Source organism: Acinetobacter soli (genome assembly GCF_000760595.1).
Classification (GTDB): domain Bacteria; phylum Pseudomonadota; class Gammaproteobacteria; order Pseudomonadales; family Moraxellaceae; genus Acinetobacter; species Acinetobacter soli.
Map to the genome: position 1 here is coordinate 18,894 of NZ_BBNM01000012.1, position 26,439 is coordinate 45,332.

General features: G+C 41.6%; 24 protein-coding genes. 9 read left to right on the forward strand and 15 right to left on the reverse strand.

The window, feature by feature from the left end; genetic code table 11:
• The first annotated feature begins 66 nt into the window (after positions 1–66).
• On the forward strand, positions 67–975 hold the full coding sequence (epsC, locus tag Aso01_RS13095) for a serine O-acetyltransferase EpsC (RefSeq protein WP_004937623.1): 909 nt from the start codon (positions 67–69) through the stop codon (positions 973–975).
• A 91-nt stretch (positions 976–1,066) separates the two neighbouring features.
• Here the strand turns inward: epsC and Aso01_RS13100 are convergent, their stop codons facing one another.
• Positions 1,067–1,357 (reverse strand): hypothetical protein, encoded by a 291-nt coding sequence (locus Aso01_RS13100; RefSeq protein WP_228127978.1) that lies wholly within the window; start codon positions 1,355–1,357, stop codon positions 1,067–1,069.
• Positions 1,358–1,715: 358 nt separating this feature from the next.
• Between Aso01_RS13100 and Aso01_RS13105 the strand changes: the two genes are divergently transcribed.
• Entirely contained in the window at positions 1,716–2,672 is a 957-nt protein-coding gene (locus Aso01_RS13105) for an NAD(P)-dependent oxidoreductase (protein WP_004937629.1), read from the forward strand.
• 47 nt (positions 2,673–2,719) lie between these two features.
• Here Aso01_RS13105 and Aso01_RS13110 read toward each other — a convergent pair whose 3' ends face one another.
• The 4 genes from Aso01_RS13110 to gudD all read right to left on the reverse strand — a co-directional run bounded on the left by Aso01_RS13110 (position 2,720) and on the right by gudD (position 7,612).
• Positions 2,720–3,433, reverse strand: a complete 714-nt coding sequence (locus Aso01_RS13110) for a FadR/GntR family transcriptional regulator (RefSeq protein WP_004937633.1) — start codon at positions 3,431–3,433, stop codon at positions 2,720–2,722.
• Positions 3,434–3,598: 165 nt separating this feature from the next.
• Positions 3,599–5,185 (reverse strand): aldehyde dehydrogenase (NADP(+)), encoded by a 1,587-nt coding sequence (locus Aso01_RS13115; protein ID WP_039910057.1) that lies wholly within the window; start codon positions 5,183–5,185, stop codon positions 3,599–3,601.
• A 26-nt stretch (positions 5,186–5,211) separates the two neighbouring features.
• Complete coding sequence (kdgD, locus tag Aso01_RS13120; protein WP_004937641.1) at positions 5,212–6,123, reverse strand: 5-dehydro-4-deoxyglucarate dehydratase; 912 nt, start codon at positions 6,121–6,123, stop codon at positions 5,212–5,214.
• A gap of 151 nt (positions 6,124–6,274) precedes the next feature.
• The gene (gene gudD / locus Aso01_RS13125; protein ID WP_004937644.1) at positions 6,275–7,612 is read right to left on the reverse strand and encodes a glucarate dehydratase; all 1,338 of its coding nucleotides are present in this window, start codon (positions 7,610–7,612) and stop codon (positions 6,275–6,277) included.
• A gap of 271 nt (positions 7,613–7,883) precedes the next feature.
• Here gudD and Aso01_RS13130 point away from each other — a divergent pair, with 271 nt between their 5' ends.
• From Aso01_RS13130 to Aso01_RS13140, 3 genes are all read left to right on the forward strand, one after another.
• Positions 7,884–9,248 (forward strand): MFS transporter, encoded by a 1,365-nt coding sequence (locus Aso01_RS13130; protein ID WP_004937647.1) that lies wholly within the window; start codon positions 7,884–7,886, stop codon positions 9,246–9,248.
• A 68-nt stretch (positions 9,249–9,316) separates the two neighbouring features.
• Positions 9,317–10,864, forward strand: a complete 1,548-nt coding sequence (gene garD / locus Aso01_RS13135) for a galactarate dehydratase (RefSeq protein ID WP_004937651.1) — start codon at positions 9,317–9,319, stop codon at positions 10,862–10,864.
• 127 nt (positions 10,865–10,991) lie between these two features.
• Positions 10,992–11,897: a DMT family transporter gene (locus Aso01_RS13140; protein WP_004937653.1), complete on the forward strand. Its 906-nt coding sequence runs from the start codon at positions 10,992–10,994 to the stop codon at positions 11,895–11,897.
• Between the two features lie 49 nt (positions 11,898–11,946).
• Here the strand turns inward: Aso01_RS13140 and Aso01_RS13145 are convergent, their stop codons facing one another.
• The 3 genes from Aso01_RS13145 to Aso01_RS13155 all read right to left on the reverse strand — a co-directional run bounded on the left by Aso01_RS13145 (position 11,947) and on the right by Aso01_RS13155 (position 15,196).
• A complete protein-coding gene (locus Aso01_RS13145) occupies positions 11,947–12,393 on the reverse strand; it encodes a copper resistance protein NlpE N-terminal domain-containing protein (RefSeq protein ID WP_004937656.1) in 447 nt (148 codons plus the stop codon).
• 54 nt (positions 12,394–12,447) lie between these two features.
• Positions 12,448–14,715: a TonB-dependent receptor gene (locus Aso01_RS13150; protein WP_004937658.1), complete on the reverse strand. Its 2,268-nt coding sequence runs from the start codon at positions 14,713–14,715 to the stop codon at positions 12,448–12,450.
• A gap of 73 nt (positions 14,716–14,788) precedes the next feature.
• On the reverse strand, positions 14,789–15,196 hold the full coding sequence (locus tag Aso01_RS13155; protein WP_228127979.1) for a DUF2946 domain-containing protein: 408 nt from the start codon (positions 15,194–15,196) through the stop codon (positions 14,789–14,791).
• A 201-nt stretch (positions 15,197–15,397) separates the two neighbouring features.
• Here Aso01_RS13155 and Aso01_RS13160 point away from each other — a divergent pair, with 201 nt between their 5' ends.
• From Aso01_RS13160 to Aso01_RS13175, 4 genes are all read left to right on the forward strand, one after another.
• Positions 15,398–15,850, forward strand: a complete 453-nt coding sequence (locus Aso01_RS13160; protein WP_004937661.1) for a DUF2946 domain-containing protein — start codon at positions 15,398–15,400, stop codon at positions 15,848–15,850.
• 141 nt (positions 15,851–15,991) lie between these two features.
• Positions 15,992–17,425, forward strand: coding sequence for a cytochrome ubiquinol oxidase subunit I (locus Aso01_RS13165; RefSeq protein WP_004937663.1), 1,434 nt, complete (start codon positions 15,992–15,994; stop codon positions 17,423–17,425).
• Positions 17,422–18,426: a cytochrome d ubiquinol oxidase subunit II gene (cydB, locus tag Aso01_RS13170; protein ID WP_004937666.1), complete on the forward strand. Its 1,005-nt coding sequence runs from the start codon at positions 17,422–17,424 to the stop codon at positions 18,424–18,426. The genes Aso01_RS13165 and cydB overlap by 4 nt, the downstream gene beginning before the upstream one ends.
• Positions 18,427–18,603: 177 nt before the next feature.
• On the forward strand, positions 18,604–18,822 hold the full coding sequence (locus tag Aso01_RS13175; RefSeq protein ID WP_119690511.1) for a helix-turn-helix domain-containing protein: 219 nt from the start codon (positions 18,604–18,606) through the stop codon (positions 18,820–18,822).
• A 46-nt stretch (positions 18,823–18,868) separates the two neighbouring features.
• Here the strand turns inward: Aso01_RS13175 and Aso01_RS13180 are convergent, their stop codons facing one another.
• From Aso01_RS13180 to Aso01_RS13210, 7 genes are all read right to left on the reverse strand, one after another.
• Positions 18,869–19,330, reverse strand: a complete 462-nt coding sequence (locus Aso01_RS13180) for a MarR family winged helix-turn-helix transcriptional regulator (RefSeq protein ID WP_004937671.1) — start codon at positions 19,328–19,330, stop codon at positions 18,869–18,871.
• A gap of 227 nt (positions 19,331–19,557) precedes the next feature.
• The gene (locus tag Aso01_RS13185; RefSeq protein ID WP_004937673.1) at positions 19,558–20,307 is read right to left on the reverse strand and encodes a class II aldolase/adducin family protein; all 750 of its coding nucleotides are present in this window, start codon (positions 20,305–20,307) and stop codon (positions 19,558–19,560) included.
• A 14-nt stretch (positions 20,308–20,321) separates the two neighbouring features.
• Positions 20,322–21,314, reverse strand: coding sequence for a ketopantoate reductase family protein (locus tag Aso01_RS13190; RefSeq protein WP_004937675.1), 993 nt, complete (start codon positions 21,312–21,314; stop codon positions 20,322–20,324).
• 13 nt (positions 21,315–21,327) lie between these two features.
• Positions 21,328–22,101, reverse strand: coding sequence for an ABC transporter ATP-binding protein (locus tag Aso01_RS13195; RefSeq protein WP_004937677.1), 774 nt, complete (start codon positions 22,099–22,101; stop codon positions 21,328–21,330).
• Positions 22,098–23,900, reverse strand: a complete 1,803-nt coding sequence (locus Aso01_RS13200; protein ID WP_004937680.1) for a branched-chain amino acid ABC transporter ATP-binding protein/permease — start codon at positions 23,898–23,900, stop codon at positions 22,098–22,100. Before Aso01_RS13200 ends, Aso01_RS13195 begins: the two co-directional genes overlap by 4 nt.
• Positions 23,897–24,934, reverse strand: coding sequence for a branched-chain amino acid ABC transporter permease (locus Aso01_RS13205; protein ID WP_004937682.1), 1,038 nt, complete (start codon positions 24,932–24,934; stop codon positions 23,897–23,899). Before Aso01_RS13205 ends, Aso01_RS13200 begins: the two co-directional genes overlap by 4 nt.
• A gap of 97 nt (positions 24,935–25,031) precedes the next feature.
• Positions 25,032–26,177 (reverse strand): ABC transporter substrate-binding protein, encoded by a 1,146-nt coding sequence (locus tag Aso01_RS13210; RefSeq protein ID WP_004937684.1) that lies wholly within the window; start codon positions 26,175–26,177, stop codon positions 25,032–25,034.
• Positions 26,178–26,439 lie beyond the last annotated feature (262 nt).

The window sequence follows — 26,439 nt, forward strand, 5'->3', positions numbered from 1 at the left end:
AATTGATTTAAACAATAACTTAGTCAGTTTCTATTACACATGTAGCAAATCATTAGGATTAAAAAAATGGCCTCATGGAATATCCACTCCGTTGTAGACGGCTTGCAAAAAGCACGGCACGACTGGCGTGAAAGTCAACATCGCACCAAAGAGATGGGAGATCGCGAACTGCCATCTAAGGAAGTTCTTCGGGTCGTGGTTAATGACTTATGCGGCATTTTATTTCCGATGCGACTTGGACCTGCAGAACTTCGCCAAGAAACCGAAAATTACTATATTGCTTATACGCTTGACCGCGTATTAAACGAACTTTTTATACAAGTACGCATGGCCTTGCATTACGAGGCAAAGCTGCACCCAAGTACTGTCGATCAAGACATCGATACATATGCCAAAACCATAGTCCAAGATTTTGCCAATGCGCTGCCAGATATCCGCCGTTTACTTGATGAAGATGTACTCGCGGCTTTTGAGGGCGATCCGGCTGCTCACAGTGTCGATGAGGTACTGATTTGTTATCCGGGATTATTGGCGATTATCCATCATCGTCTTTCACATCAGCTATATAAGCATGTGCCGCTGGTGTCTAGAATTATTTCTGAACTGGCGCATTCTGCAACAGGTATCGATATTCATCCAGGTGCCCAAATTGGTAAAGGTTTCTTTATCGATCATGGAACCGGCGTTGTGATTGGAGAAACCTGTATTATTGGTGAGCGTGTGCGTATTTATCAGGCAGTAACACTGGGTGCAAAACGATTTGAGCTTACCGATGATGGTGGCCTGAAAAAAGATTATGCGCGTCATCCGATTGTAGAAGATGAAGTGGTAATTTATGCAGGTGCCACGATTTTAGGCCGAATTATCATTGGTAAAGGATCTACGATTGGCGGAAATGTATGGCTGACGCACAGTGTGCCTGCGGCAAGCCAAATTTTGCAATCGCCATCTGAATCTTGTAAAAAAGTACCTTAAGGTTATTACCCTCATCATAAATCCACTTCAGAGTATCGTTAAAATATTGAGGAAGTGGATTTATATCTTTTTTATTTAATAATCAAATTCTCTATATTTTAATGACGTCGCGTACCAAAACCGACATAAAAATATTTTTTGTTAAACGTGCAGTGCCATGAGCAATAAAATCGTCAGACATCATTTCGATTTGCTGTAAACTTTCATAATAGATTTGCTCATCGAAGGCAATTTGATCTGAACTACTGCTTTCAACTTTTGAAGAAATCCATTCTTGCTCGAATATCAATTTTAATCTAGCTAAAAAATCTGTTCGTGTTGAAGCATTATTGACGTGATACAGTATTCGTTCTTGCTCATCTGAACTGATCGAAAAAATCATCTCATACACTTTCATTTTTTATTAGACATAGTTTTACAAAATAAAAAAACCTGTAACCGGGAATGCAAAACCATTACAGGGTTTCCACAATGGAAATCAATTTTGTTAAATATATCACATTTTTTAATATTTAAACCAATTAATTATCTTTTTTATTTAATTTAAATTTCACAATTTATGTTAAAAATTTAGGCTAGCTTAAGTTATCTCATCTTCTATTTTCACTAAAATAAACAGAAATAATCACTAAGAATCAATTACTCTTTGTTATCGCATGAATGAATAGAGAAATTGCCTCTTACAATTACTTTGACTAAAATTTGTTGTATGATGTCTTATCTTTAAATGTTATGATCTTATGAAATCTTTAAAAATTACTTGTACAGAAAAATACGTGTTACTTGATCAAGCATTCGAGTTCGATTTTCCAGTGGATTATACCGAGTTTGAGCAGCTCACTCAGGAGCAGTTTGCGACACAAGTATTCGATCAAGATGTACTCATTATCAGTGATTTAGATATTAATGAAACTATTTTAAAAAATAACCCGAATTTAAAACTGGTGGCATTATGTTCAACCGGATTCAATCATGTCAACATGCCTTTATTGCGGCAACATGGTATTCAGGTATGTAATATTCGCGGCTATGCAGGCGATGCTGTAGCAGAACATGCATTTACCTTTATGATTTATCTGATTAAAAATTTTGGCCAGCAGCTTCAAGGTGTATTAGAGGACAAATGGTCGATCGGAGATAGTTCGTTTCATTTGGCTGCCCCAATGCGCGAACTTAAAGGTAAAACGCTCACAATTATTGGCAAAGGTGAAATTGGTTTATCTCTTGCTCAAAAAGCTGAGGCTTTTGGAATGCACGTTCTCTTTAGTGAGCGTAAAGGTGCAACAACGTGTCGTGAAGGCTATGTTCCTTTTGAAACAGCCATTCAAACTGCAGATATTGTGTCTCTACACTGCGAACTCAACCAACAGACTCGTCATTTAATTGATGCCTCAGTATTGAAGATGATGAAACCCAACAGTTTACTGATTAATGTAGGACGTGGTGGTTTGGTCGATGCCAACGCCATTGTTGCAGCGATTGAATCTGGAGAATTGGCGGGCTATGCAGCTGATGTATTGGATCAAGAACCACCACCAGTCGATCATCCCCTATTAAATTTACATAAGCAGCATGCCAATGTATTGATTACAGGACATATTGCTTGGGGAACCGACGAAGCACAGCAGCGGTTATTTTTAACCATTCAAGACAATATTAATAAAAATATGCAAGGTATTGAGCAAAATCTAGTTTAAGCCTTGAGGTCGGGATTGTTCAAATTCAATCACGACCTTAATTTTGATTATTGTTTGAATTTCTTAATACTTTTAGACAAATGTGCACGCATCATTTGACGAGCAAGTAATCCATCTTGATCCACAATTGCATTGTAAATATTCACGTGGTCATGATGTACAGACTTAAGATAGTCCTCACGATTTTCCGGGCTCTTTTCAATTGAATTGAGTCGAGCACGCGGAATGATTTTTTCACCCAGATACTTTAAAAAATCGACAAAATATTGATTACTTGATGCTTCTGCAATTGCAATATGAAAGTCATAATCTGCCTTGACCGTTCCATCGTTTGCTGTTGACGAAATATGAGATTCAAAATCTTCAAGCGCTGCTTTCATTTTGGCAATATGAATATCTGAACGGCGCTCGGATGCCAAAAATACCGCTTCCGACTCTAAGCTAATTCGAAGCTCAAGTAATGCCACAATGTCATTGATGGTTTCTAGGCTAGCGTTGGACAACAAAAAATTTTGTTCTGCGATCTGTTCTTTTACAAATGTGCCAATTCCATGACGGGTTTCGACATATCCTAACGAGCGAAGTTCTGTGATCGTCTCTCGAATCACGGAGCGACTGACTTCAAATGCCTCGATCAGCTCAAGTTCAGTAGGAATTTTTTCTCCAACTTTAAATTCTCCAGACTGAATTTTTGCAATAAGTTGTTCTACAATAATCTGGCTTAGTTTTTTTGCTGATCTAGGTTTGATTGCGCTAGACATATTTGAAGAACTCATTAAACATTAGAAAATTCGATTATTCATATTACTATAAACTGACAAGTTAGTCATAAGCACATTGAAAAAATTCAGCTTATGGGCAGTTTTGAAAATTAAAAACAGTGTTATAAAAGAGCAGTTCAGCTACAGCTGAACCGCTTTCTCATATTAGATTGCATTTTTTGTGAATTGACCGTTAATCAACCGATGGATGTTTAATGGATTAGTATCTTTTAGTGCATCAGGCAGCAAGGCCTGCGGAGTATTTTGGTAGCATACCGGACGCAAAAAGCGATCGATAGCACCTGTACCTACCGAGGTGCCGCGTGCATCACTGGTTGCCGGAAATGGACCACCATGTACCATGGCATCACAAACTTCTACACCTGTTGGGTAGCCATTAAATAATACACGGCCAGCTTTACGGGTGAGTGTTTGTAATAGATCTGCAGCCTCTGCCAAATCGCTATCATCACCAATAATAGTTGCGGTGAGCTGACCACCTAGAGCATTGAGTCCTTGCAGGAGCTCAGCCTTGGTTTCAACCGAAACAACCACCGACATCGGACCAAATACTTCATGTTGCAACAATGCATGACCTTTTAGCAGCAAAGAAGAATCTGCTTTGAACAAATGCGCCTGTGCCTGTGAAGCCATTTCTGGCGCTAAACCAGATGCGATGTGTTCAAAACCTGATGCATCAACTAGGTTTTGAATGCCCTGATGATAACTTTTTAAGGTACCCCGATTAAGCATCACTTGTGGAGCAGCACTACGTGTTGAGTCAATCAAAGCCTCCACAAATCGATCAAACTCAACACTTTTAATCCCAATAATCAAACCTGGTTTTGTACAAAACTGGCCACATCCCATGTTAAATGAAGCAACTGTATCTTGTGCAATTTTCTCTGCACGTGCGTTAAGCGCATCTGGTAGCACAACTACAGGATTAACGCTCGACATTTCTGCAAAAAATGGAATAGGCTGAGTGCGGTTTTGTGCTAAGCGAAACAATGCCATTCCGCCTTCGAGTGAGCCCGTGAAACCGGCAGCTTGAATGAGAGGATGCTCGACCAGATTAGCACCTACTCGTGCTCCAAAGATCATATTGAATGTGCCACGCGGCATATTGCAAATCTCGATTGCTTTTTCGATCGCCTGAGCAACCAGTTCAGCTGTTGCCATATGACCTGAATGTGCCTTAAATACCACGCTACAGCCTGCGGCAAGCGCTGCGACTGTATCACCACCTGCGGTAGAAAATGCAAGCGGAAAGTTACTGGCACCAAAAACTGCAACCGGCCCCACGCCAACTTTATATTGTCTTAAATCGACACGCGGTAAAGGTTTACGATCTGGCAGCGCGGTATCAATTCGAGCACCCAGTACATCTCCACGGCGCAGCAATTCAGCAAATAGTCGAAGTTGCCCTGTTACTCGTGCAGTTTCACCTTGCAAGCGCGCAAGTGGTAAGCCTGTTTCTAGGGCCGCCACTTCTTGAAGCTCAGCACCTAGCCCTTCAATCTGAATGGCAATTTCATCTAAAAATAATGCGCGTTGTTCGTGACTGGTATTTTGGTATGTCAAAAATGCCTGATGTGCGGCTTTTGCTGCAAGATCCACCTCATTCAAACTGGCTTGACTAAATATATAGCCAGTCGGCTGATAGTCTGTAGCATTGATACTTTCTAAGCTTGCCGCGTGTTCTGCAACACGTTGACCCTGAATAAACTGTTTACCGATATTCTTGCTCATCATAGTATTTCCTTAAAACTTTGAACTTATTGCGGGCCAAGTGTCGCAATCAATTCTGCTAAATCTTCGTAATCCGCAGGCGTCATATCACTGAGCGGCGGACGAACCGGCCCTGCATCATGCCCTACAATTTTCGCCCCTGCTTTGATCATACTTACCGCATAACCAGACTTACGGTTGCGGATTTTGATCAGAGGTAAAAAGAAGTCACGAATCAAACGTTGGGTTGTTTCAAAGTCATCACGACGTAAAGCGTTGTAAAACTCCATCGCTGTTTTTGGAATAAAGTTAAATACAGCCGATGAATAGACAGGTGAACCTAATGCCTTGTAAGGCGCTGCAAAAACTTCCGCCGTAGGTAAGCCACCCAAATATGACAAACGATCACCAAAGGTTTGTACCACTTCCGTCATCATATCGATTTGGCCCGAACTGTCTTTAAAGCCAATCAGATTTGGACAGGCTTCAACCAGTTGATGTAGAGAATCAACATTGAGTTTAGAAACACTGCGGTTATAAAAAATCACACCAAAATCGACTGCTTGGCAGATCTGTTTCACGTGTTCAATCAAACCTTCTTGGCTTGCTTCGGTTAAGTAGTGCGGCATCAGCAAAATACCGTGAGCACCTAAACGCTCTGCTTCTTGGGCTTGAGCAATTGCTTGACGTGTTGGACCACCTGCACCTGCAATGATTGGAACACTACCCTTGCACGCATCGACTGCCGTTTTAATAACATCCGAATATTCAGAACCGGTTAATGAAAAATATTCACCCGTACCACCCGCTGCAAATAAAGCACTTGCACCATAAGGCGCTAACCATTCAAGACGTTTTTGATAAGACGCCGCATTAAATTCCCCATGCTGGTCAAAGTCAGTAACTGGAAAAGACAATAAACCGTCAGAAACAATTTTTTTTAACTCAAGAGCATCCATTAACGCATATCCTTTTGAACCTATGTTGTCAGACATCTTACATCATATCTTTTTTCAGTTTCAATTCTTTTTTATTTTTTTTGCTAAATTTAATTCAATAAAAACGGCCGCTCGTGTGAGCGGCCGTTTTGAATCATTCAAAAACTCTAAATTAACGAACCAAACATGGCTTTTTATTATTGAATGTCCAGTTCGGGATCATATATTGCATGGCTTCAGCATCATTGCGAGCGCCTAAGCCTTTGGCTTTATAAAGCTCATGTGCTTTGTAGATATTATCCCAATCGAGTTCTACACCAAGTCCGGGAGCTGTGGAAACCTGAATTTTGCCGTTCTTAATCTCAAGTGGTGACTTGGTAAGATGGTCAATACCTTCTTGCCAAATCCAGTGTGTGTCAATCGCTGTAACGTTGCCCACAGCGGCTGCAGCAACATGTGTAAACATCGCCAGCGAAATATCGAAGTGATTATTTGAATGTGATCCCCATGTAAGGTTATACATCTTGCATAACTGCGATACGCGAACAGATCCTTCTAGCGTCCAGAAATGTGGATCGGCTAAAGGGATATCCACTGCCTGAAGCTGAATACTATGCGACATTTCCCGCCAGTCAGTTGCAATCATATTGGTTGCGGTAGGCAAGCCTGTAGCACGTTTGAATTCCGCCATAATTTCACGGCTTGAGTAACCTTGTTCAGCCCCGCATGGATCTTCGGCATAAGCCAGCACATGCTTTAAATGTTTACCCACGGCAATCGCTTCATCTAAAAACCACGCACCATTTGGATCAAGCGTGACACGTGCTTCAGGAAAGCGATGCGCAATTGCGGTTACCGCTTCTGCTTCTTGTTCGGCGTGTAAGACACCACCTTTTAATTTAAAATCTTTAAAGCCATAACGGTCATAAGAAGCTTCGGCCAATCGTTGAATGGCACTTGGTGTGAGCGCTTTTTCATGGCGAACCTGATACCAATCCAATTCAGTCTTTGCAGTTGAGCCGAGATAATCCAATTGAGTTTGTTGACGGTCACCAATAAAAAATAAATAACCCAATACTTCAACTTCAGTACGTTGCTGCCCATCGCCTAACAAACTGGCGACATTGACATTTAAATGCTGGCCCAATAAATCGAGTAAAGCGGATTCATAAGCCGTGACAACATGAATGGTTGTACGCAAATCAAAAGTCTGGTTCCCACGCCCACCACGATCACGGTCGGCAAAAGTCTCTTGAATTTTTTTTAGCAGATTTTTGTATTCACCGATAGGCTGACCTTCAATTAACGCTTTCGCATCATTTAAGGTATTTAAGATTTTTTCACCACCCGGAATTTCGCCAACACCGATATTTCCTGAGTTATCCTCTATAACCAATAGATTACGCGTGAAATACGGGCCATGTGCGCCACTTAAATTAAGTAACATGCTGTCATGCCCTGCTACCGGAATTGCACGAACCGATTTTACTATAGGTGTTGAAGTCGCCATCTTGATACTCCTTGGCTAGGGTTACTTTTTCTTTTTTAAACGCTATAAGACATCAGACAACTTGTCAATTCACGTACTCAAAAATAATTTTCTTAGATAGCTTGTCAAATTAAAATAAATAGTCGTATGATGTCTTATATCTAAATTATCAAGTTTAGAACTGGACTATAGAATATCGAAATATTTTTTGATTTATTCTATGCACGAATATGACATGACGTCACCTGTTTCATGGACCAGCAAACAGGTTGATTATTAGAAGAGTTTGTATATGGATAACTTGCAAACAAACATCGCCGTGATCAGTAAAAATCGGGTTTCTCACACTAAAACCCGTTATTACATTCTGGCCATGATTTTTTTAGTCACAGCACTTAATTACGGAGATAGAGCAACCATTTCAATGGCTGCATCTCCAATGTCCCAAGAATTGGGACTTACATCGGTCACTATGGGCTACATATTTTCTGCATTTGGCTGGGCGTATGTCATCGGACAAATCCCCGGTGGATGGCTTCTCGATAAATTCGGAGCACGTAAAGTATATTTCTGGAGTATTTTACTCTGGTCGATCTTTACAGTCATGCTTGGCTTTGTCGATATTTTTGGCTCCATTCCCTTAATTATTGCATCACTTTTTATTTTGCGGTTTATGGTCGGTTTGTCTGAAAGCCCAGCCTTTCCTGGAAATAGTCAAATTGTCGCTGCTTGGTTTCCAACCAAAGAACGCGGTACTGCGGCCGCTATTTTTAACTCTGCTCAATACTTTGCCACCGTGATCTTTGCACCGTTTATGGGCTGGTTAGTTACGCACATTCACTGGCAATCTGTTTTCTGGATCATGGGTGGAATCGGGATTGTGATTGCATTTATTTGGCTAAAGGTTATTTATAGCCCAGAAAAGCATCCTCGTTTAAATTCTGCTGAGTTTAAATATCTTCAAGATCATGGTGCCATCACCAATATGGGCGAAAATCAGCTTAAAAAGGTCGATGAAAACAATAAAATGAGCTGGTCTAATATCCGTAAACTACTGGCATCTCGGATGTTACTGGGTATTTTTATTGCACAGTATTGTATTACCTGCCTCACCTATTTCTTTTTAACCTGGTTTCCTGTGTATTTGGTCAAAGAACGTCACATGACAATTTTACAAGCAGGTTTTGCGGCTGTTTTGCCAGCGCTCTGTGGTTTTATTGGAGGAATTTTAGGTGGCATTATTTCCGACAAACTCATCCGTATGAATAAATCACTCACTTTTGCACGTAAGTTCCCTATTGTGCTCGGTATGTTACTGTCTACCAGTATTGTGGTGTGTAATTTTGTAGAGTCTCAAACGGCGATTGTATTTTTCATGTCACTGGCATTTTTTGGCAAAGGCTTTGGCGCACTTGGCTGGGCTGTCATGTCGGATGTTGCACCTAAAGAGATGATTGGATTATCAGGTGGCTTATTCAATACTTTTGGAAATACTGCTGGCATCATCATTCCGATTGCAATCGGCTACATCTTAGCAGCGACAGGTTCTTTTAATGGTGCTCTGATTTTTGTTGGCGTTCACGCTGTGATTGCCATGTTCTGCTATTTATTTGTGGTTGGGAAGATTCAACGCTTTCAACTGAAAACATCCATATAAGTAATCTCGATTAGCCGATGCCAAATATATTTGGCATACGGCCTTAATTAAATTAACAAGGAAGACTCATGCAAAAGCCATTACTGATCAAAATTAATCCGCTGGACAATGTTGCCATTGTGGTCAACGATGGCGGCCTTGCACAAGGAACTGTGATTGAGGCATATGATCTATGTTTGATCGAATATATTCCACAAGGCCATAAAGTACTGCTTGAAGACTTAAAAAACGGCGCATCCATCATTCGCTATGGTGAAGTCATTGGTTATGTTAATTGCGATTTAAACGCGGGAGCATGGGTGAATGAAGCGGTCACGCGCATGCCAACGCCCCCTGATTTAAGTGAGCTTGAGTTAGCCACCCGTCCGGCACCTCAAATGGAACCTTTGACTGGCTATACCTTTAAAGGTTACATAAATAAAGATGGTTCAGTCGGTACAAAAAACCTTTTGGCAATTACCACCAGCGTGAATTGCGTAGAAGGAATTGTCGATCATGTGGTGAAAATTATAGAACGTGAGCTATTGGCAGAATATCCAAATGTAGACGGCGTAGTTGGTTTAAATCATTTGTATGGCTGTGGTGTTGCTATTGATGCACCTGCCGCGATTGTACCAATCCGTACTATTCATAATCTGGCATTGAATCCTAATTTTGGTGGAGAAGTCATGGTCGTGAGTTTAGGCTGTGAAAAAATGCAACCCGAACGCTTACTTTCACTCCCAACAGAAAATAAACGTATTCCGCTTGAAAATGAAGACATCATCCAGCTTCAAGATGAACAGCATCACGGCTTTCAAAGTATGGTCGATCATATTTTGGCGGTTGCAAAGATTCATTTAGAAAAGCTCAACCAGCGCCAGCGTGAAGTTGTTTCGGCATCACATTTAGTTGTCGGTATGCAGTGCGGTGGTAGCGATGCCTTTTCTGGCGTGACCTCTAATCCGGCTGTTGGTTTTGCTTCAGATTTGATTATCCGCTGCGGCGGTACAGTCATGTTTTCAGAAGTGACCGAAGTTCGTGATGGTATCCATTTACTTACTCCACGCGCAGAAAACGAACAAGTCGCGAAAGATTTAATTCGTGAAATGCAGTGGTACGATGATTATTTGGCCGCAGGCAAAGTTGATCGAAGTGCCAATACCACACCCGGCAACAAGAAAGGCGGTTTAAATAATATTGTTGAAAAAGCCATGGGATCAATTGCCAAGTCAGGCCGCTCTGCGATTGTTGAGGTGTTGTCACCGGGTCAAAAACCCACTAAAAAAGGGCTGATCTTTGCCGCTACACCATCGAGTGACTTTATTTGCGGCACACAACAAATGGCTTCGGGTATTACAGTACAAGTGTTTACTACAGGCCGCGGGACACCTTATGGATTGGCAGCGGTGCCTGTCATCAAGATGGCCAGCCGCAATACCATTGCCAATCGCTGGTATGATCTCATCGATATTAGTGCGGGCGATATTGCGATTGGTAAAAAAACCATTGAAGAAGTGGGTTGGGAACTATTTGAACTGATTTTGAAAGTCGCGAGTGGCGAACAGCAAACATGGTCGGATAAATGGGGAATTCACAATTCGCTGGCCGTGTTTAATCCTGCACCAGTTACCTAAGGCATATAAAAAAAGATGAATTCTGTGTATTCATCTTTTTTATTTCAATATTTGATTGCGATACATTTCACTCATTTTCTAGATCGCTGCTAAACTAAACACTGAAACTTGTTGCCACTTTGATCTTATGCAAAATCTCTCCACTCCTGCTTCGTCGTCTGACAATATCGGAAAGGCGCTGCTGTGTCTAATGACATCCGCCTTACTTTTTTCGATTATGGGAGTGTGTATCCGATTTGCATCACAAAGTGTCGACAACGCAACGATCGTATTTTTTCGAAACGCGGTGGGTCTATTCATTTTTATTCCCATGTTAATTAAAAATGGATTTGGACTCATTCGAACGCAAAAATTATGGATGCATACGTGGCGAAGTGTGGTGGGATTGGCCGCGATGTATGGTTTCTTTTATGCGATTGCCAATCTAAAGCTCTCCAATGCGATGGTGTTTAGTTACTCTTCACCTATTTTCATTCCACTGATTGCGTGGTTATTTCTCAAAGAACAAATCACCAAATCTATGATTTTTGCTGCCGTATTGGGTTTAGTGGGTGTCATGTTTGTTGCTAAACCTGATCAGGGCTTATTTAATCTGATTTCTTTTATCGGCCTTGGGGCCTGCTTTTTATCTGCGATGGCTTTTGTGACTGTCCGTGCGCTGACCAGCACCGAATCTCCAGAACGCATCGTATTTTATTTCTGTATGTTTGGTACGCTGATTTCATCAATCCCGATGTTTTGGCACTGGCGAATGTTCACCCTACACGAACTGGCTTTACTTATTACAGCTGGGCTACTGGCTAATATTAGTCAATTATTTATGTCTTATGCCTACAGCTTAGCACCGGCTGGTAAAATCGGCCCGATGAACTATATCGCGATTGTGTTTGCAGGTGTATGGGGCTATGTTTTTTGGCGAGAGCTTCCCGACCTGTTTACACTGATCGGGATTGCCATTATTTTGATTGCAATCTTGATGTGCAACCCATTTGCACAACAAAAAGTGATGCGGTTATTCAGAGTCAATCGTTGAATGTATGAATCTAGAATATTTTATCAACACATCAAGATGAGCTCCAGATTTAGGAGCTCATCTTTTGCAGCATAAAGTCTTCATGATCAATATAAGGCTGCATTGTAACGCTATCCAAAATTTCAATACCATCATCAGTGTAGACCAAAATATTTCTGGCTTTCAGAGGATGGAGCTCAATTTGAAGTTTTCCATCATCTAAAAACTCAAAACGACCACGGTGGCTTTCTAAGACACTATTATCCTGATTAGATCGATACAACAAGGTAAAGGACTGATCTTGAAATAATTCTAAATCATAACCTACACCTTCACATCCTTCACATCGCGATACACAAGCAGCACATGGCAGTGAACCTTGATACTTACCCACCCATTTCTGTAAATTGGTATCCACTTGTTGCTTTTCGTGTGCCGAAGTAACATCCGATTTTGACTGAGCACACCCCAGACCAATACTCGCAAAAATGACCGAAACCAATATTATGTTTTTCATATAAAATTATCTCATCTTCACAGACGGCAAATGCCGCCCGAGCTTGTCAATTGATCAATATTTAAATGTCATTGCTAGCTCGACACTGCGAGGTGCACCAATATAAATCTGTGTTGAGGAGTATCCTGAATATTCACCATAAAACTCGTTAGTCAGATTGCGTCCCCATAAGGTCAAAGTGATATTTTTAAGTGCATAAGATAATGATGCGTCATAAGTCGTATGTCCTTTTACGAAATAGGTATTCGCTGTATCGGTATAAAAGCCACTGGCATGCTTCACAAATCCACCTAGCGTAATGGGCTGGCTTTTGAAGGTATAGAGCATAGAAGCATTGATGACTCGATCTGGCACATTGATTGGACGATTTCCAGAACGATCTGCACCACCAGACTCGATCAGTTTTTTGTATTGAGCATCCACCCACGATGCACCCAAGTTGCTTCGAAGTTGAGGAGTAATCGCGTAAGAGGCTGTGATTTCGGCGCCTTTAGATTTTTGCTTTCCGCCTTGAACTGTCAGATTCACATTATTAGGATCTCGAGTGAGAATATCATCGAGTTCAATATGATATATCGAACCAATCAGTGCGAGCTTTTGGTCAAAACTGCTGCTTTTAAACCCGATTTCTGCCGACTTCCCTTTAGATAGATTGAACTCTCCATTGGCTGTAGAAATAACCAATAAAGACGAAACAGGTGTAACAGCGGTACTGTATTGGCCATACACCTGCACATGATCATTGATGTCATATACACTACCTAAACGCCACGAAAATGGTCGAAACGAAGGTGAGAAGAATTGCGATGTTGATGTAATCTGATTTTTACTTTCTCTATCTACATCGAGTGTTTCATAACGCACACCGCCAACGACTAACCACTTTGGATTAAGATTAATGGCATTCTCTGCAAATAAAGCCCAATTATTGATTCTTGTCGTAAAGTCAAAGTTGCTGGTCCAACCCGACCAATCAGCTCCGGGCATCGATCCCACAACCGGATCAAAAGGATCAACAGCAGACAAATTTCCACTAGGTCGTGCACTTTCAAAATGAGTATGACTATATTCTGTACCCAAACTAAATCTTTGACGAAATCGATTCGCAACCAACGAATCATAACTTGCACTTAACCGATTACTCCACACTGTATGATCGTGATCCCAACGCTGTACTGTGCGATTGAAAAGTCCTGAGCGTGTGTAGGTTTGCTCTGGTGCCAAAAAAAACTCACGATCAGCATGATAAAAAGTTGCAATATTACTGATTGACCATTCAGGATTGAGCACATAATCCGTCTGCCACGAAATATTGGTAGTTCCTGCACTTAAATGCGCACCTTCGGGGTTGTAGTTTTTATAGCGAGTAGCCTTATCAATCACAACACCGTATGGATTATCTAAAATCTGGCTGGGTTGCCTAGCAGCAGATGTAGAAAGTACAGGTGATCCTTGATAGCTTGAATTGTCTTTATCATCATCATAATTGATGGCAATCAGCATCGATAGCGTATCATTAGGCTGATACAACAGGCCGCTATAAAGTCCTATTTTACGGCTCTGATTACGATCTATATCGTTGAGACTCCCTGAGGTCAAATAACTAACGCCGCCTCGTATCGCCACATCTGCACTGATTGGAGCGTTTGCATCTAACGCTGCTCGTGCTGTACTAAAACTGCCAGAACTCAACAGACCCTCAACCGAAGTGCGTTCTAATGTTGGCTTACGTGTAACCAAATTTACTGTACCGCCAAGAGCACCTTCACCATAGAGTACCGAAGCTGGCCCTTTTAATACTTCGACTTTTTCATATTTCCATACATCTAAATCACGAGTAGTAAATGTAGATGCACCTAAACGCACGCCATCTTGTAACACGGTATTAGTATTGCCAGAAAAACCACGCAGCGTTAAAACAGCAGGATTGCCTGGTACATTCCCAACGGTTGCGCCTGTAATTGAACCAAAAGCTTCTTTAACGGTACGCACACCATTTTCTTGTAATTGCTTTTGAGTGATGGTTTGCACAGATGCCGGGGTTTCTCTGGCCGAAAGTTTTAATCGGCTTGCAGTTGAGTTGACTTGATTCAACAAAAGCGGATCACTTTCTTGTGTATCTTGTGCCGTGGTTGTAATTTTGGGAAGTATTGCATTTGGGTATTGGTCTTCAGCTTTGGTGTACTGAATACCGGCTGTACCAAGCGCAAGTCCGATTACAATTGGTTGAATCTGAAATGTCAAAGATCCAAAGCAACGCTGAGTTTCAAAAGATGTAATTGTTCGTCCTTTTATACAAGGATATTGATTGAACTGCCCCATGGCTATTCCTTTTAAGCATAACTATTCCCAACAAAACTTTTGTAAAAAGCTTTGTTCACTTTTATCGAATGGACTACGAAAAAACTGGAGGAGCTCGCCCCTGAGGACTTAAAAAGAGACGTTTAAGTTGAAAATAAACATGCTTAAAGGCAGCTTGGTATTGCAATAATTGAAGCCGAACACGCTCAAAGACTTCTTTGATATCAGCATCAAGATGTACAACAAGAAAACCATGCACTGTACAAAACACACAACTGTGATCTAGCATGTGTGAATCATGAACAGGACTATGTTGTTTGTTAATTAAACGAGTAATAAAAGGCGCTTGATGATCCGAATGACCGATCATTTTATGAGACGTATCATGTTCGCTTTTCAATATTGAAAGCGTCATACATACCCGAGAAACTTGATATTTTTCAGGAAGCAAGGGCTGCAAGAAAACCGAAATTTGCATCAACATAGCAGCAAACGCGGCCAAAATAAAAAATCTCAATAAACTAATCTACACACGATTTAGCGCATCGCAACATTAACACAATCTCTACAATTCATTCAATTTTTTGCATTTTTATTTTAAAATTAAATTGTTGATTTAATTTTGAGTGTTAAAACTTTGAAAGTTCGATACTTTTTGTTATTCTAGAATTAATGATTTCCAAAAGAGATCACTTGGGTGTTGATGAGTTATGGTCGGCTGCTCGGTTTTTTTGCAGTCTTCTTACAAATCGCTGTGTTTTTACAGCCACTATTACCAGAGAAATACCAAGTTTCTCCGGTCTGTGAAACTGTTGCCCAAGCACTACAGATTGGTGATTTTGCGACCACATCAGTTGCACACTCTGAAATGTCCAATCACATGCATTCGCATCATGCTACAGCGCATCATTTAGCTGAACAGAAAATAAAAACTGATACATCACATCATCATCACGACATGAATCATCAATGTCAGTATTGCGTGGTCTATGGTCATGTTGTGCCTCTTCTTGATGTAGATTTAAGTGAAGTCTTGGTTCGTATTCAGGTTCGATATCTCGCCTTTAAACGTACTTTTTTTCACGTTTTCTTTGTACTTCAGCAGCTCTTTCTTATTCCTCAAGGACGCGCTCCACCGCTCTCTCTCGCCATTTAAATTTTTTATCTTAATTTTTAAATTGAATGAGTTGTAGAGACGAATCATTATGTTTTGCTTAAAAAATAGCCTATACTGGTTAGATATAAACTCGCCTGCAAAATTGCACGAGCAACATCATCCGTTGTATGAGGTGCTCTCATGACATTAGGATTAACCGCATTAGAATTAGCGCGGATTCAATTTGCGTTCACAGTATCTTTTCACATTATATTTCCAGCAATTTCAATTGGTTTAGCAAGTTTTCTTGCTGTGCTTGAATGGCGCTGGTTGCGTACTCAAAACCCGGTTTATCAAGACTTATTTAAGTTTTGGGTTAAGATTTTTGCTGTCGCTTTTGGTATGGGTGTCGTCTCTGGCGTTGTGATGAGCTATCAGTTTGGAACCAACTGGAGCGAGTTTTCTCGCTTTGCCGGAGGTGTCACAGGCCCATTACTTAGCTATGAAGTATTAAGTGCATTTTTCCTTGAAGCCGGCTTTTTAGGGATTATGCTGTTTGGCTGGGGCCGTGTGGGCAAAAATGCACACTTCTTCGCAACCTTAATGGTGGCGATTGGCACCTGTATTTCCATGTTCTGGATTTTATCGTCCAACAGCTGGATGCAAACACCACAAGGCTATAGCATTGAAAATGGCATTATCGTGCCACAAGATTGGGTTGCGATTATCTTCAATCCATCTTTCCCTTACCGACTGGCTCACATGGCGATTGCCGCATTTATGGTGTCATCACTTTTGGTGGCAGCAACCGCAGCATGGCATTTGCTCAAGGGGCGTCGTGATGCATTGGTCAAAAAGTCATTTTCCATGGCACTCTGGCTCATTTTGGTTTTGGCACCATTACAAGTATTTGTAGGTGATGCACATGGTCTCAATACTTTAGAGCATCAACCTGCAAAACTCGCTGCAATGGAAGGTCATTGGGAAACCAATCACGACCATGCCATGCCGTTGTATCTGTTCGGGATTCCAGATATGCAAGAAGAGCGAACCAAATATGCGATCGCGATTCCGCATTTGGGTAGTTTAATTTTAACGCACTCGATGGACGGAACAGTTAAAGGCCTTAAAGACTTTGCTCCGGAAGATCGCCCAAACTCCACCATCGTGTTTTGGAGCTTTCGAATTATGGTCGGGCTTGGCATGTTGATGATACTGTTGGCGTTGGCAGGTCTATGGCTCAGACGTTCAGACCGGCTTTATGAAAACAAATGGTTTCAGCGTTTTGCTTTGGTGATGGGGCCATCTGGATTTATTGCCTTGCTTGCAGGCTGGTTTACCACCGAAGTTGGTCGTCAGCCTTGGGTCGTCTATGGCGTGATGCGCACTAAAGATGCAATCTCTCCTGTCTCTGCCGAACAAGTCGGTCTCACCTTGATCATTTTTGTACTGGTGTACTTTGTTGTCTTTGGAATCGGTATTTATTACATGCTGAAACTGATTAATAAAGGGCCACAATTTATTCATAGCACGCCACAAGAAGCAGGCGGCGTTGGTCGGTTCAAAACCCCAATGCGACCGTTAAGTGCGGCTGATGAAGAGCTGGATGATCAAGACAAAGGAGCAACATCATGATTGATTTATCTTTAATCTGGGTCGTGATTATTGCTGTTGGCGTGTTTATCTATGTGGTGCTAGACGGGTTCGACTTGGGAATCGGAATTTTATTTCCATTTATTCAAGATCAGCAAGAACGCGACGTGATGATGAATACCGTGGCACCTGTTTGGGATGGTAATGAAACCTGGATGGTGCTTGGCGGTGCAGGCTTGTTTGCAGCGTTTCCAATTGTTTATTCTGCTGTTTTATCTGCGCTTTACTTACCTATTTTGCTGATGGTGGTTGCGCTGATCTTTCGTGGCGTAGCATTCGAGTTTCGCTTCAAGGCCAATCGTACCAAACATCTGTGGGACAAAGCATTTATTGGTGGCTCTGTTCTTTCGAGCTTTTTACAAGGCGTATTGCTGGGCGCTTATATCCAAGGCATACATGTTGTAGATGGTCGTTTTGCAGGTGGCGGTCTGGACTGGTTAACACCTTTTTCTCTTTTCACAGGTGTGGGCGTGGTTGTCCTTTACGCCGCGCTTGGGTGTGGCTGGTTGATCATGAAAACTGATCATCGTTTACAAGAAGATATGTTTAAGATTATGCCAAAGCTCATACTCGGATTGCTGTTTATTTTTGCGTGTGTGAGTTTGTATACACCTTTGTCTCAGCCACAAATCGCAGCGCGATGGTTTAGCTTACCTCAACTCTTGTATTTTAGTCCTGTTCCTATTTTGGTCTTGATATGTAGTGTGCTTGCACTTCGTGCATGTGCCAAGAAACAGGAATCGGCTCCCTTTTTATATATTCTGGCTCTGCTGTTCTTGGCCTATAGCGGATTTTTAATCAGTATTTTTCCGTATATAATTCCACCATCAGTGACCATTTGGGACGCTGCTGCTCCGGCAAATAGTCAATTGTTTGCCTTAATTGGTGCACTGATTTTGATTCCGATCATTATCACCTACACCATCATGGCGTACTGGGTTTTTCGAGACAAAGTACGCGTAGGTGATGAAGGGTATCACTAGGAGCGAATAAGTATGAAATTATCGAAATTTCAATGGTTCGTGGTTTTATGGCTGGGCGGATTCTTTGGGTTATTGCTGATTGCAATGGCCTTTCGACTCTTATTACAGCTCGCCTATTAATAAGAAAGGATGCTTAACGTGAATACTATGCAATATGGATCGCAACAGACACAGTCGATGTTGCTGCACATGGATAACCACTTTTTGGGGCAGGAAATTATTCAGGTTCGTAAGAAAATGAATATTTCTCAGACCCAACTGGCCACGATGCTGGGTATTTCAGTCAGAACGCTTGAAAGCTGGGAACGCGGGGTAAGACATCCCTCTAGTTCAGCCAAAGCATTAATTCGCTTGCTGATTAAATCTCCACATTTTGTGCTTAAAAATTTGGCCTAACCTATTTAATCTAGGTCATGTTGATGACATGGCCTCGTTACTTCGTCTAGATCAAATTTTTTTTGATCGCTCTTAAAGACTCGTTCAGCCGCTTAATGTCTGAAGGTTTTAATCCTGAAAAACTGTCATTAAAGAGCAATGAGGTAATTTCATTTATTTTAATCACCATTTCATGCCCCGACTCGGTCAACGTCACTCGGGTAACCCGATTATCAAGTTTGCATAAAGACGTTTCTACATAGCCTTCATCTTTTAAACGATAAATAATTTTGGTTGCCGTTGGAATTTTGATAAGTGCCATATCCGCCAGTTCCGAAATACTGGCATCGGGACGCGTTGAAGCAGCAAGCAAGATTCTACGGCGTGAATTGTCTAAACCATATTTTTTTAATGAATTGTCGATCTTATTGATATAAAGCGCGTGAACTTGTGAAATAAGATAGTACGGAAACTCTTCTAAATCAAATTCATCATGAACAGGAAAATATTTGGCATATTTATTGGTCATATAAGTCAAGCTTCTTAAAAGTGAATGGATTTAAATTAGCATATATTTTAGCTTAAGCATTCAAATTATTTTATTTTTAAAGTAAATTTTTTATTAAAATCATGTTTTTAATTATATAAAAGCAATCCGATATAGTTAATAAGTGTCATAATTTTTTTAAATCAAAATGTATAAAGTTTTTGTAAATGGACCACTCTAGATGAGCAGTCCTGTTTCAATGTTCTAGCCTAATGACGACTTGCATTCATTTTTCGAACCATCGCATCAAAAAATTTGTTGGCAAATCCACTTTCCCGAATCAGCATGGCCGTCAGATCTGTACATTTTTGTTTAACATCATGATTTAAAGGCATGTCTTCTCCTGCCATCGCATCTGCCTGACACTGTACTTCGGCAGCACGCTGTACGGTCCAAAGTAAAAAGAAGGCTTTTTCGATACTGCTCTCGCCCACAGCAATGCCGTGATTACGCAGAACTAAAATATGATGGTCTGCCAAGCTTTCAATCATGCGTGATTTTTCATCTTCAAACAGCGTGATTCCCTCAAAAGTATGATATCCAACTCGACCATAGAGCTGTGCGCCATAGAAACTATCATGTTTGAAGCCGTGCTTTTTTTGCACCACGGCGCTGATGGGTGTGGTATGAGTATGAATGACACAGCGGATATCATCTCTTGCACCATGCACTGCACTGTGTAACGCAAAACCAGCCGGATTGGCATCATACTCAGATGGTTCAACTTTGTTTCCATCCAAATCTACTTTAAGTAGGTTTTCAGGCGTGATTTCAGTGTAATTTAAACCAAACGGATTCACCAAATAGTGGTGTTCCTTGCCAGGTAATCGCGCAGAAATGTGGTTGAAAATCGTTTCTGTCCAGCCAAAATGATCAACCAAATGGTAGCACTGTGTCAGTTTGGTTCGAAGCGCCCATTCTTCTTGTGAGCACTGTGGTGGGGCAATTGCACTGTTCATTCTGATATCCTGTTTTAAATTTTTCGAGACTGTTCACTGAGATATTGGGTCAGATCGCAAATATGTCGGGTCATTGGCATTGGACAATCGTAGTGTTCTGCTAACTCAATCACGGCATCTGCTATGCCTTTTAGTTCGAGTGGCTGTTTTTTTTGATAGTCATACCACATGGATGTACGGGTATCGCCCATTTCAGAGCCCAGCTTTAAAAAGGTATCTGGGTCGATCGAGACGCGTGCGCCATAGCTTGCTGCCACCTGACGGACTTCACGCGTGATTTCTCGGGTGATGCTCTGTAGGTAAGGATGTGAGTAAATATCTTTAAGCGTTGCACCGGTAATCACAGACATTGGATTTGAACTTAAGTTGGCGATGACTTTGGTCCAGATTTGATCGCGAATGGTTTCTGAAATACGCACCTCAATGCCACTGTCTGTAAAAATATTCTGCAACGCGGTAATACGAGGTGTGACTTGATGAGAAGGCTCACCCAAAATAAGCAGATACGGATTTTTTGATTCAACCCGACCATGACTTTTTAAGGTGGCTGTAATAAATACTACAGCACCGATCAAATGAGATAATGGAAAATGCTGTATTAGGCGTTGATCGGCATCGAGGCATTTAATTGGCTTGATTTGGTCTTGTGTCGTGTTTTGATAGAAATACCAAAATGGAATTCCATTGATGAGCGGAATCACCAAAGTTTGTTCATGCAAAATAGACTGAATATCTTCATACACATGAATTAAGGCATCGGATTTGGTGGCAATAAAAATCACGTCTTGTGGTTCAAGCGCAGATGCATGACTCACCACACGATCAGGAATAATGTGGTGTTCACCAGTGAGATCTTGCAGATAAATTCCCTGCTCAGACAGTACCTGATAATTTTCTCCTCGTGCAATTATCGAAACCGATGTGCATCCTGCAAGTTTTAATCTGGCTGCCATGGTACATCCGATTGCACCAGCACCCAGAATGGTAATTTTAGCTGACTGATTCATACGTGCCCTCTTTTTAAATAGCCAATACATCTTGGTGTTTACTGTTGATTCCAAGATAACTTTCTATAATTCTAGGATCTTCGACCAGATCTGAACCCCGACCTTCTATAGCTAACTCGCCCATTTCAAGCACATAGGCGTAGTCGGCGAGCTTAAGTGCTGCGCGTGCATTTTGTTCAACCAGTAAAATCGAAACCCCTTGAGTCCGGAGTTGATCAATGATCTTAAAAATTTCACGGGTAATCAGCGGTGCTAGCCCTAAACTTGGTTCATCTAGCATCAATAGTTTAGGTTTTGCCATGAGTGCTCGGCCCACTGCCAGCATTTGGCGCTCTCCACCAGAAAGCGTACCAGCCTCTTGTTTACGGCGCTCATGTAAGCGTGGAAATAACCCATAGACTTCATCTAAAGTCTGTTTGAGTGTCCGGTCTCCGTGTTTATAACGCTGGAAACCACCAAGCATTAAATTATCTTCAATCGACATCGACGCAAATAACTCACGTTTTTCAGGTACCAACCCTAACCCACGCACCACCATGCGTTCAATTTCAGGGCATTGTCCTATTTCACCATCGAACTCAATATCTCCTTTCGAGCCCAGAACCCCCATAATCGCAGATAGCAACGTAGTTTTTCCGGCGCCGTTTGGGCCAACCACTGAAACAATCTGCCCCTGATTCACCCGCATATTAAAATTGGTCAGTGCATCGACCTTACCATAAGCGACACTTAAATTTTTCACTTCCAGTAAAGCGTTGCCGGATGTATTGTTGTGGATGTCTTTCATGCAGCACCTCCCAAATAAGCCTCAAGCACCGCTTGATCATTTTGAATATCGTGAGGTAAGCCCTCGGCAATTTTCTGTCCAAACTCCATCACCACCACTCGATCGACCAGATTCATCACAAAATCCATATCATGCTCAACCAGTAAAATCGCCATACCTTCCGATTTAAGCTTAATGAGAAGCTCGGCTAATGCCTGTTTTTCTTTCAAACGTAAGCCTGCTGCTGGCTCATCGAGAAGCAATAAACACGGATGAGCGCACAAGGCACGTGCAATTTCTAAAATACGTTGTTGCCCCAAAGCCAATGCACCCGCTTCGGTATATAGGTATTCTCCCAAACCTACTCGCTCAAGCTGTTGCTTAGCTTCATTTAACAAAATATTTTCTTCTTCACGATCTAGACGAAACATGGAAGCAAAAACACCTCGTTGCCCACGTAAATGCGCACCAATCACTACATTTTCGAGCACTGTCATTTCTGGCAAAATCTTTACGTGCTGAAAAGTTCGGCTTAAACCTAATTTGGCAATTTCACGAGATGGAATTCCATTGATACGCTGTCCAAGAAATATTACATCGCCACTGGTCGGCGTATCGACACCTGACAACTGATTAAACATAGTGCTTTTTCCAGCACCATTTGGTCCAATCAAGGCCAAAATCTCTCCCGCACGAATATTCAGATTCATTTGGTTATTGGCAATCAATCCACCAAATGCCTTTGTGACATCTAAAGCCTGCAAGATTTCGGTACCATGCGCAGGCAGTGTCGGTTTTGCCAAGGTATGAGATGTTGGAGTTAACGACAAATGTGAACCTTTTAACTGATAACGGGTAGGTAAAAGTTTCAGAAGTAGTGACCACAATCCCGCCGGTGATTTTTGCATTAGCACCACAATCATGAGGCCAAACACAATGGTTTCATAATTACCTTCACCACCAAATATCATGGGTAACACATCCTGCAACCATTGACGCATCATAGTGAAAATACCCGCACCCACCACTGCGCCCCAAATACTGCCTACCCCACCAAGTAACGCCATAAAGAGGTAATCAATCCCCATCTGAAGACCAAATGGCGTCGGATTAATAAAGGATTGGTTGTGCGCGTAAAGCCAGCCTGCGATCGATGCAAATACCGATGACGTTACAAATACGATCATTTTCGAGCGAAAAGTATTGACTCCCATCGACTCCGCCATGATTTGTCCACCTTTTAACGCACGGATCGCACGACCTTCTCGGGAGTTAAGCAAATTTCGAGTCAGAATCATGGCAATCAATAAGATGAGCCAGATCAGATAAAACATCTTGTTGTTGGTATCTAAGGCATATCCAGCAATTTCAATACTAGGAATATTGGCAATGCCTGAATGCCCGCCCAATGTTGGAATAGTTGAAAAGAAGTAGTACAGCGAAATACCCCAAGCAATTGTACCCAGTGGCAAATAATGACCCGAAAGTTTAAGCGTGAGCCCGCCAACTAATAGTGCAGAAAAGATGGTGATGATCAATCCAAGGAATAATCCCACCCATGGCCCACCGCCTGTCCATGCCAGAAATGTTGGCAATTGTTCGGTTACGCTCAGATAAGCTGTGGTATAAGCCCCGATTCCGACCAATGCAGCCTGCCCAAAGCTGGTCATTCCGCCCACACCTGTGAGTAAAACCAACCCCAGCACCACCAAAGCATTCATACCAATATAGTTAAGTAGCGTCACTTGATAAGTGGGTAACAGCAGTGGACTTAGTGCAACCAGCAACACTACAACCGCCAAGATAGCATTTGATTTCATTCGCTTTCCTCCTCTATTTGACGAGAAGTTAATGATTTCCATAACAAAAATGGAATAATCAGGGTAAAGACAATAATTTCCTTATAGTCACTGGCCCAAAACATAGCAAAAGCTTCAATAATCCCCACTGCGACTGCACCAAGTGCGGCCACTGGAAAGCTCACCAAACCACCAATAATTGCGCCTACAAAGCCTTTTAAGCTGATTACGAAACCAGAGTCGTAATATAAGGTCGTGATGGGTGCAATCAAAATACCCGAAAGTGCACCAATAAATGCAGCCAGACTAAAGGTCAGTTTTCCCGCAAAAACAGGAGAAATTCCCATTAATTGTGCCCCCATTCGGTTGACAGCAGTTGCATGTAAAGCTTTGCCATATAATGTTTTTTCGAAGAAATACCACAGTGCAACAATCATGATGAGGAAAGCTGCTACAATAAACAGGGTCTGACTATTTACTGCTAAAGCACCCACTTCAAAAATTGCTTCACTAAAGGGTTTGGTTTGTGCGCCATCTGGCCCAAAAATAAGTAACCCAACACCGACCATTGCCACATGTACCGCAATTGAAACAATCAATAGCACCAAGGGCTTTGCTGCTACCAATGGCTGAAAAAAAGTTCGATACATTTGCGGACCTAGCGGTGTGATCACGGCTAATGCAAAAATTATTTGTAAGCCGAGCGGCATATTCATCAGCGGTAAGGTATACATCGCAATAACCAATGCTGCGATATAGATCGCCCACACAATCGCTGCCTGAATGTTAAATTTGGTTTGATGTTTAAAATATGCGTACAGGTCTAAAATAATATTGGTGAAGTAAAAAGCCACCAGTAACCAGACCACCACACTGGGTGTTCCTGCCTGAATGGCAGCTAAGGTCAGCGCACCATAGACAGTGAATTCGCCCAAAGGAATGAGCAAGATGCGTGTCACGGTAAATACAAGCAGAATACATAACGCCAATAAGGCATAAATTGCCCCACTGGTAATGCCATCTTGCCCTAAAATCAAAGCAATATTCATATCCATAATGGTCTATCCTTACTATGTAGGTCGTGATCACCTCACAGGAAAATTGATGACTTTCCTGACATAGCAATTTTTTGATTTTTTCTGAATAGGATTACTATTTAAGTAGTTTCCATTGACCGTTTTTCACCGTAATCATTACGCGTCCGCGTTGATCAAAACCACTATGATCCATAGCTGTCATAGTGTAGACCCCTTGCGTGGCAGGCAATTCCTTGGTTTGTTCCAATGCAGTTCTTAAGGCTTGACGAAATTGTGCTGTTCCTGGCTTCGCTTGCTTAAGTGCAATCGGTACGGCTTTATTGAGTAATAGTCCAGCATCATAAACATTTGCACCAAAGGTGGCTGGAACTACGCCATATAATGCTTTGTAATCGTTAATATATTTCTGTGCAATTTGTTTAGATGGATGATTATTTGGTACTTCATTAATCACCAGCATCAGACTTGCTGCTAGAATGGTATTTTCTACCTTCTTGCCCCCAAGCTTTAAAAACTGATCTAAAGCTGCACCATGTGTCTGATACACTTGCCCGCGGTACCCTCGATCATATAACGCCACTTGTGGCGTAACTGCCGAACTTCCTGGCGCAGCGATTAAAATGGCTTGAGGCTTTTTCGCAACAAGTTTAAGTGCTTGTCCGGTGAGTGATGTATCCTGACGCTGAAAAGATTCTTTTACTGTCACACTAATGCCATTTTTGGCTGCCAATGTACTTATCACACGGCTCCAGTTTTCACCGTATGGGTCGGCTGTGCCAATAAATCCAAGGGTTTTAATTTTTCGTTTGACCATATCTTGCACCAAAGCTTGTGCAATCAAATCATCATTTTGCGTGGTTTTAAACACCCATTTACGCTGTGCATCCATTGGAACCACAACACCTGATGTACCCACAGGTGCCAAAAGTGGAACCCCTGCTTTGGCAATAATTCCCAAAGCTGCCATTGCATTTGGAGAACCTGACGGCCCAATAATGGCATCGACATTATTCTCCTTAATCAGTTTATTCATTGCCTTGACAGTCGCTGTGGGATCACTGCCATCATCGAGTGAGATATAGCGAACATTTTCCGTACCAATTTTTTTGGGTAACAGTGCAATCGTATTACGCTGTGGAATACCCACCATGGCAACGGGCCCACTTGATGATGTCACAACACCTACGGTTATGTCGGCATGTACCATTGGTATAGCTGCACTTATGACTGCCGTGAAGCTCATAATTTTGGTTAACTTCATTTCAAACCTTCTCCTCATCAGTTTGACCCTAGATATTAAAAATTAATTGAAATATCTAAGATATTACATTTATTAATTAAGCAGCTTTCATGCCACTTTTAACCAAAAAATTAAATTTATTATTTAATATTTATCATATACTTAAAATATCATAAATTTTCAAAAACAGCATACCAATAAAGTATATTTTTCAACTATTTTTATGCACTAAATTATTACACTTTTATTGTAAAAAGCACCATTTTAATGACTATTTTTTCAT

What these genes read in the sequence shown, in the direction of transcription:
- Aso01_RS13180 (WP_004937671.1), bottom strand. Translation starts at nt 19,330, where the DNA reads ATGACCAATAAATATGCCAAATATTTTCCTGTTCATGATGAATTTGAT.
- Aso01_RS13150 (WP_004937658.1), bottom strand. Translation starts at nt 14,715, where the DNA reads ATGGGGCAGTTCAATCAATATCCTTGTATAAAAGGACGAACAATTACA.
- garD (WP_004937651.1), top strand. Translation starts at nt 9,317, where the DNA reads ATGCAAAAGCCATTACTGATCAAAATTAATCCGCTGGACAATGTTGCC.
- Aso01_RS13175 (WP_119690511.1), top strand. Translation starts at nt 18,604, where the DNA reads ATGTTGCTGCACATGGATAACCACTTTTTGGGGCAGGAAATTATTCAG.
- epsC (WP_004937623.1), top strand. Translation starts at nt 67, where the DNA reads ATGGCCTCATGGAATATCCACTCCGTTGTAGACGGCTTGCAAAAAGCA.
- kdgD (WP_004937641.1), bottom strand. Translation starts at nt 6,123, where the DNA reads ATGGATGCTCTTGAGTTAAAAAAAATTGTTTCTGACGGTTTATTGTCT.
- Aso01_RS13140 (WP_004937653.1), top strand. Translation starts at nt 10,992, where the DNA reads ATGCAAAATCTCTCCACTCCTGCTTCGTCGTCTGACAATATCGGAAAG.
- Aso01_RS13195 (WP_004937677.1), bottom strand. Translation starts at nt 22,101, where the DNA reads ATGAAAGACATCCACAACAATACATCCGGCAACGCTTTACTGGAAGTG.
- Aso01_RS13145 (WP_004937656.1), bottom strand. Translation starts at nt 12,393, where the DNA reads ATGAAAAACATAATATTGGTTTCGGTCATTTTTGCGAGTATTGGTCTG.
- Aso01_RS13210 (WP_004937684.1), bottom strand. Translation starts at nt 26,177, where the DNA reads ATGAAGTTAACCAAAATTATGAGCTTCACGGCAGTCATAAGTGCAGCT.
- Aso01_RS13115 (WP_039910057.1), bottom strand. Translation starts at nt 5,185, where the DNA reads ATGAGCAAGAATATCGGTAAACAGTTTATTCAGGGTCAACGTGTTGCA.
- Aso01_RS13100 (WP_228127978.1), bottom strand. Translation starts at nt 1,357, where the DNA reads ATGATTTTTTCGATCAGTTCAGATGAGCAAGAACGAATACTGTATCAC.
- Aso01_RS13105 (WP_004937629.1), top strand. Translation starts at nt 1,716, where the DNA reads ATGAAATCTTTAAAAATTACTTGTACAGAAAAATACGTGTTACTTGAT.
- Aso01_RS13205 (WP_004937682.1), bottom strand. Translation starts at nt 24,934, where the DNA reads ATGGATATGAATATTGCTTTGATTTTAGGGCAAGATGGCATTACCAGT.
- Aso01_RS13130 (WP_004937647.1), top strand. Translation starts at nt 7,884, where the DNA reads ATGGATAACTTGCAAACAAACATCGCCGTGATCAGTAAAAATCGGGTT.
- gudD (WP_004937644.1), bottom strand. Translation starts at nt 7,612, where the DNA reads ATGGCGACTTCAACACCTATAGTAAAATCGGTTCGTGCAATTCCGGTA.
- cydB (WP_004937666.1), top strand. Translation starts at nt 17,422, where the DNA reads ATGATTGATTTATCTTTAATCTGGGTCGTGATTATTGCTGTTGGCGTG.
- Aso01_RS13165 (WP_004937663.1), top strand. Translation starts at nt 15,992, where the DNA reads ATGACATTAGGATTAACCGCATTAGAATTAGCGCGGATTCAATTTGCG.
- Aso01_RS13160 (WP_004937661.1), top strand. Translation starts at nt 15,398, where the DNA reads ATGAGTTATGGTCGGCTGCTCGGTTTTTTTGCAGTCTTCTTACAAATC.
- Aso01_RS13110 (WP_004937633.1), bottom strand. Translation starts at nt 3,433, where the DNA reads ATGTCTAGCGCAATCAAACCTAGATCAGCAAAAAAACTAAGCCAGATT.
- Aso01_RS13185 (WP_004937673.1), bottom strand. Translation starts at nt 20,307, where the DNA reads ATGAACAGTGCAATTGCCCCACCACAGTGCTCACAAGAAGAATGGGCG.
- Aso01_RS13200 (WP_004937680.1), bottom strand. Translation starts at nt 23,900, where the DNA reads ATGAAATCAAATGCTATCTTGGCGGTTGTAGTGTTGCTGGTTGCACTA.
- Aso01_RS13190 (WP_004937675.1), bottom strand. Translation starts at nt 21,314, where the DNA reads ATGAATCAGTCAGCTAAAATTACCATTCTGGGTGCTGGTGCAATCGGA.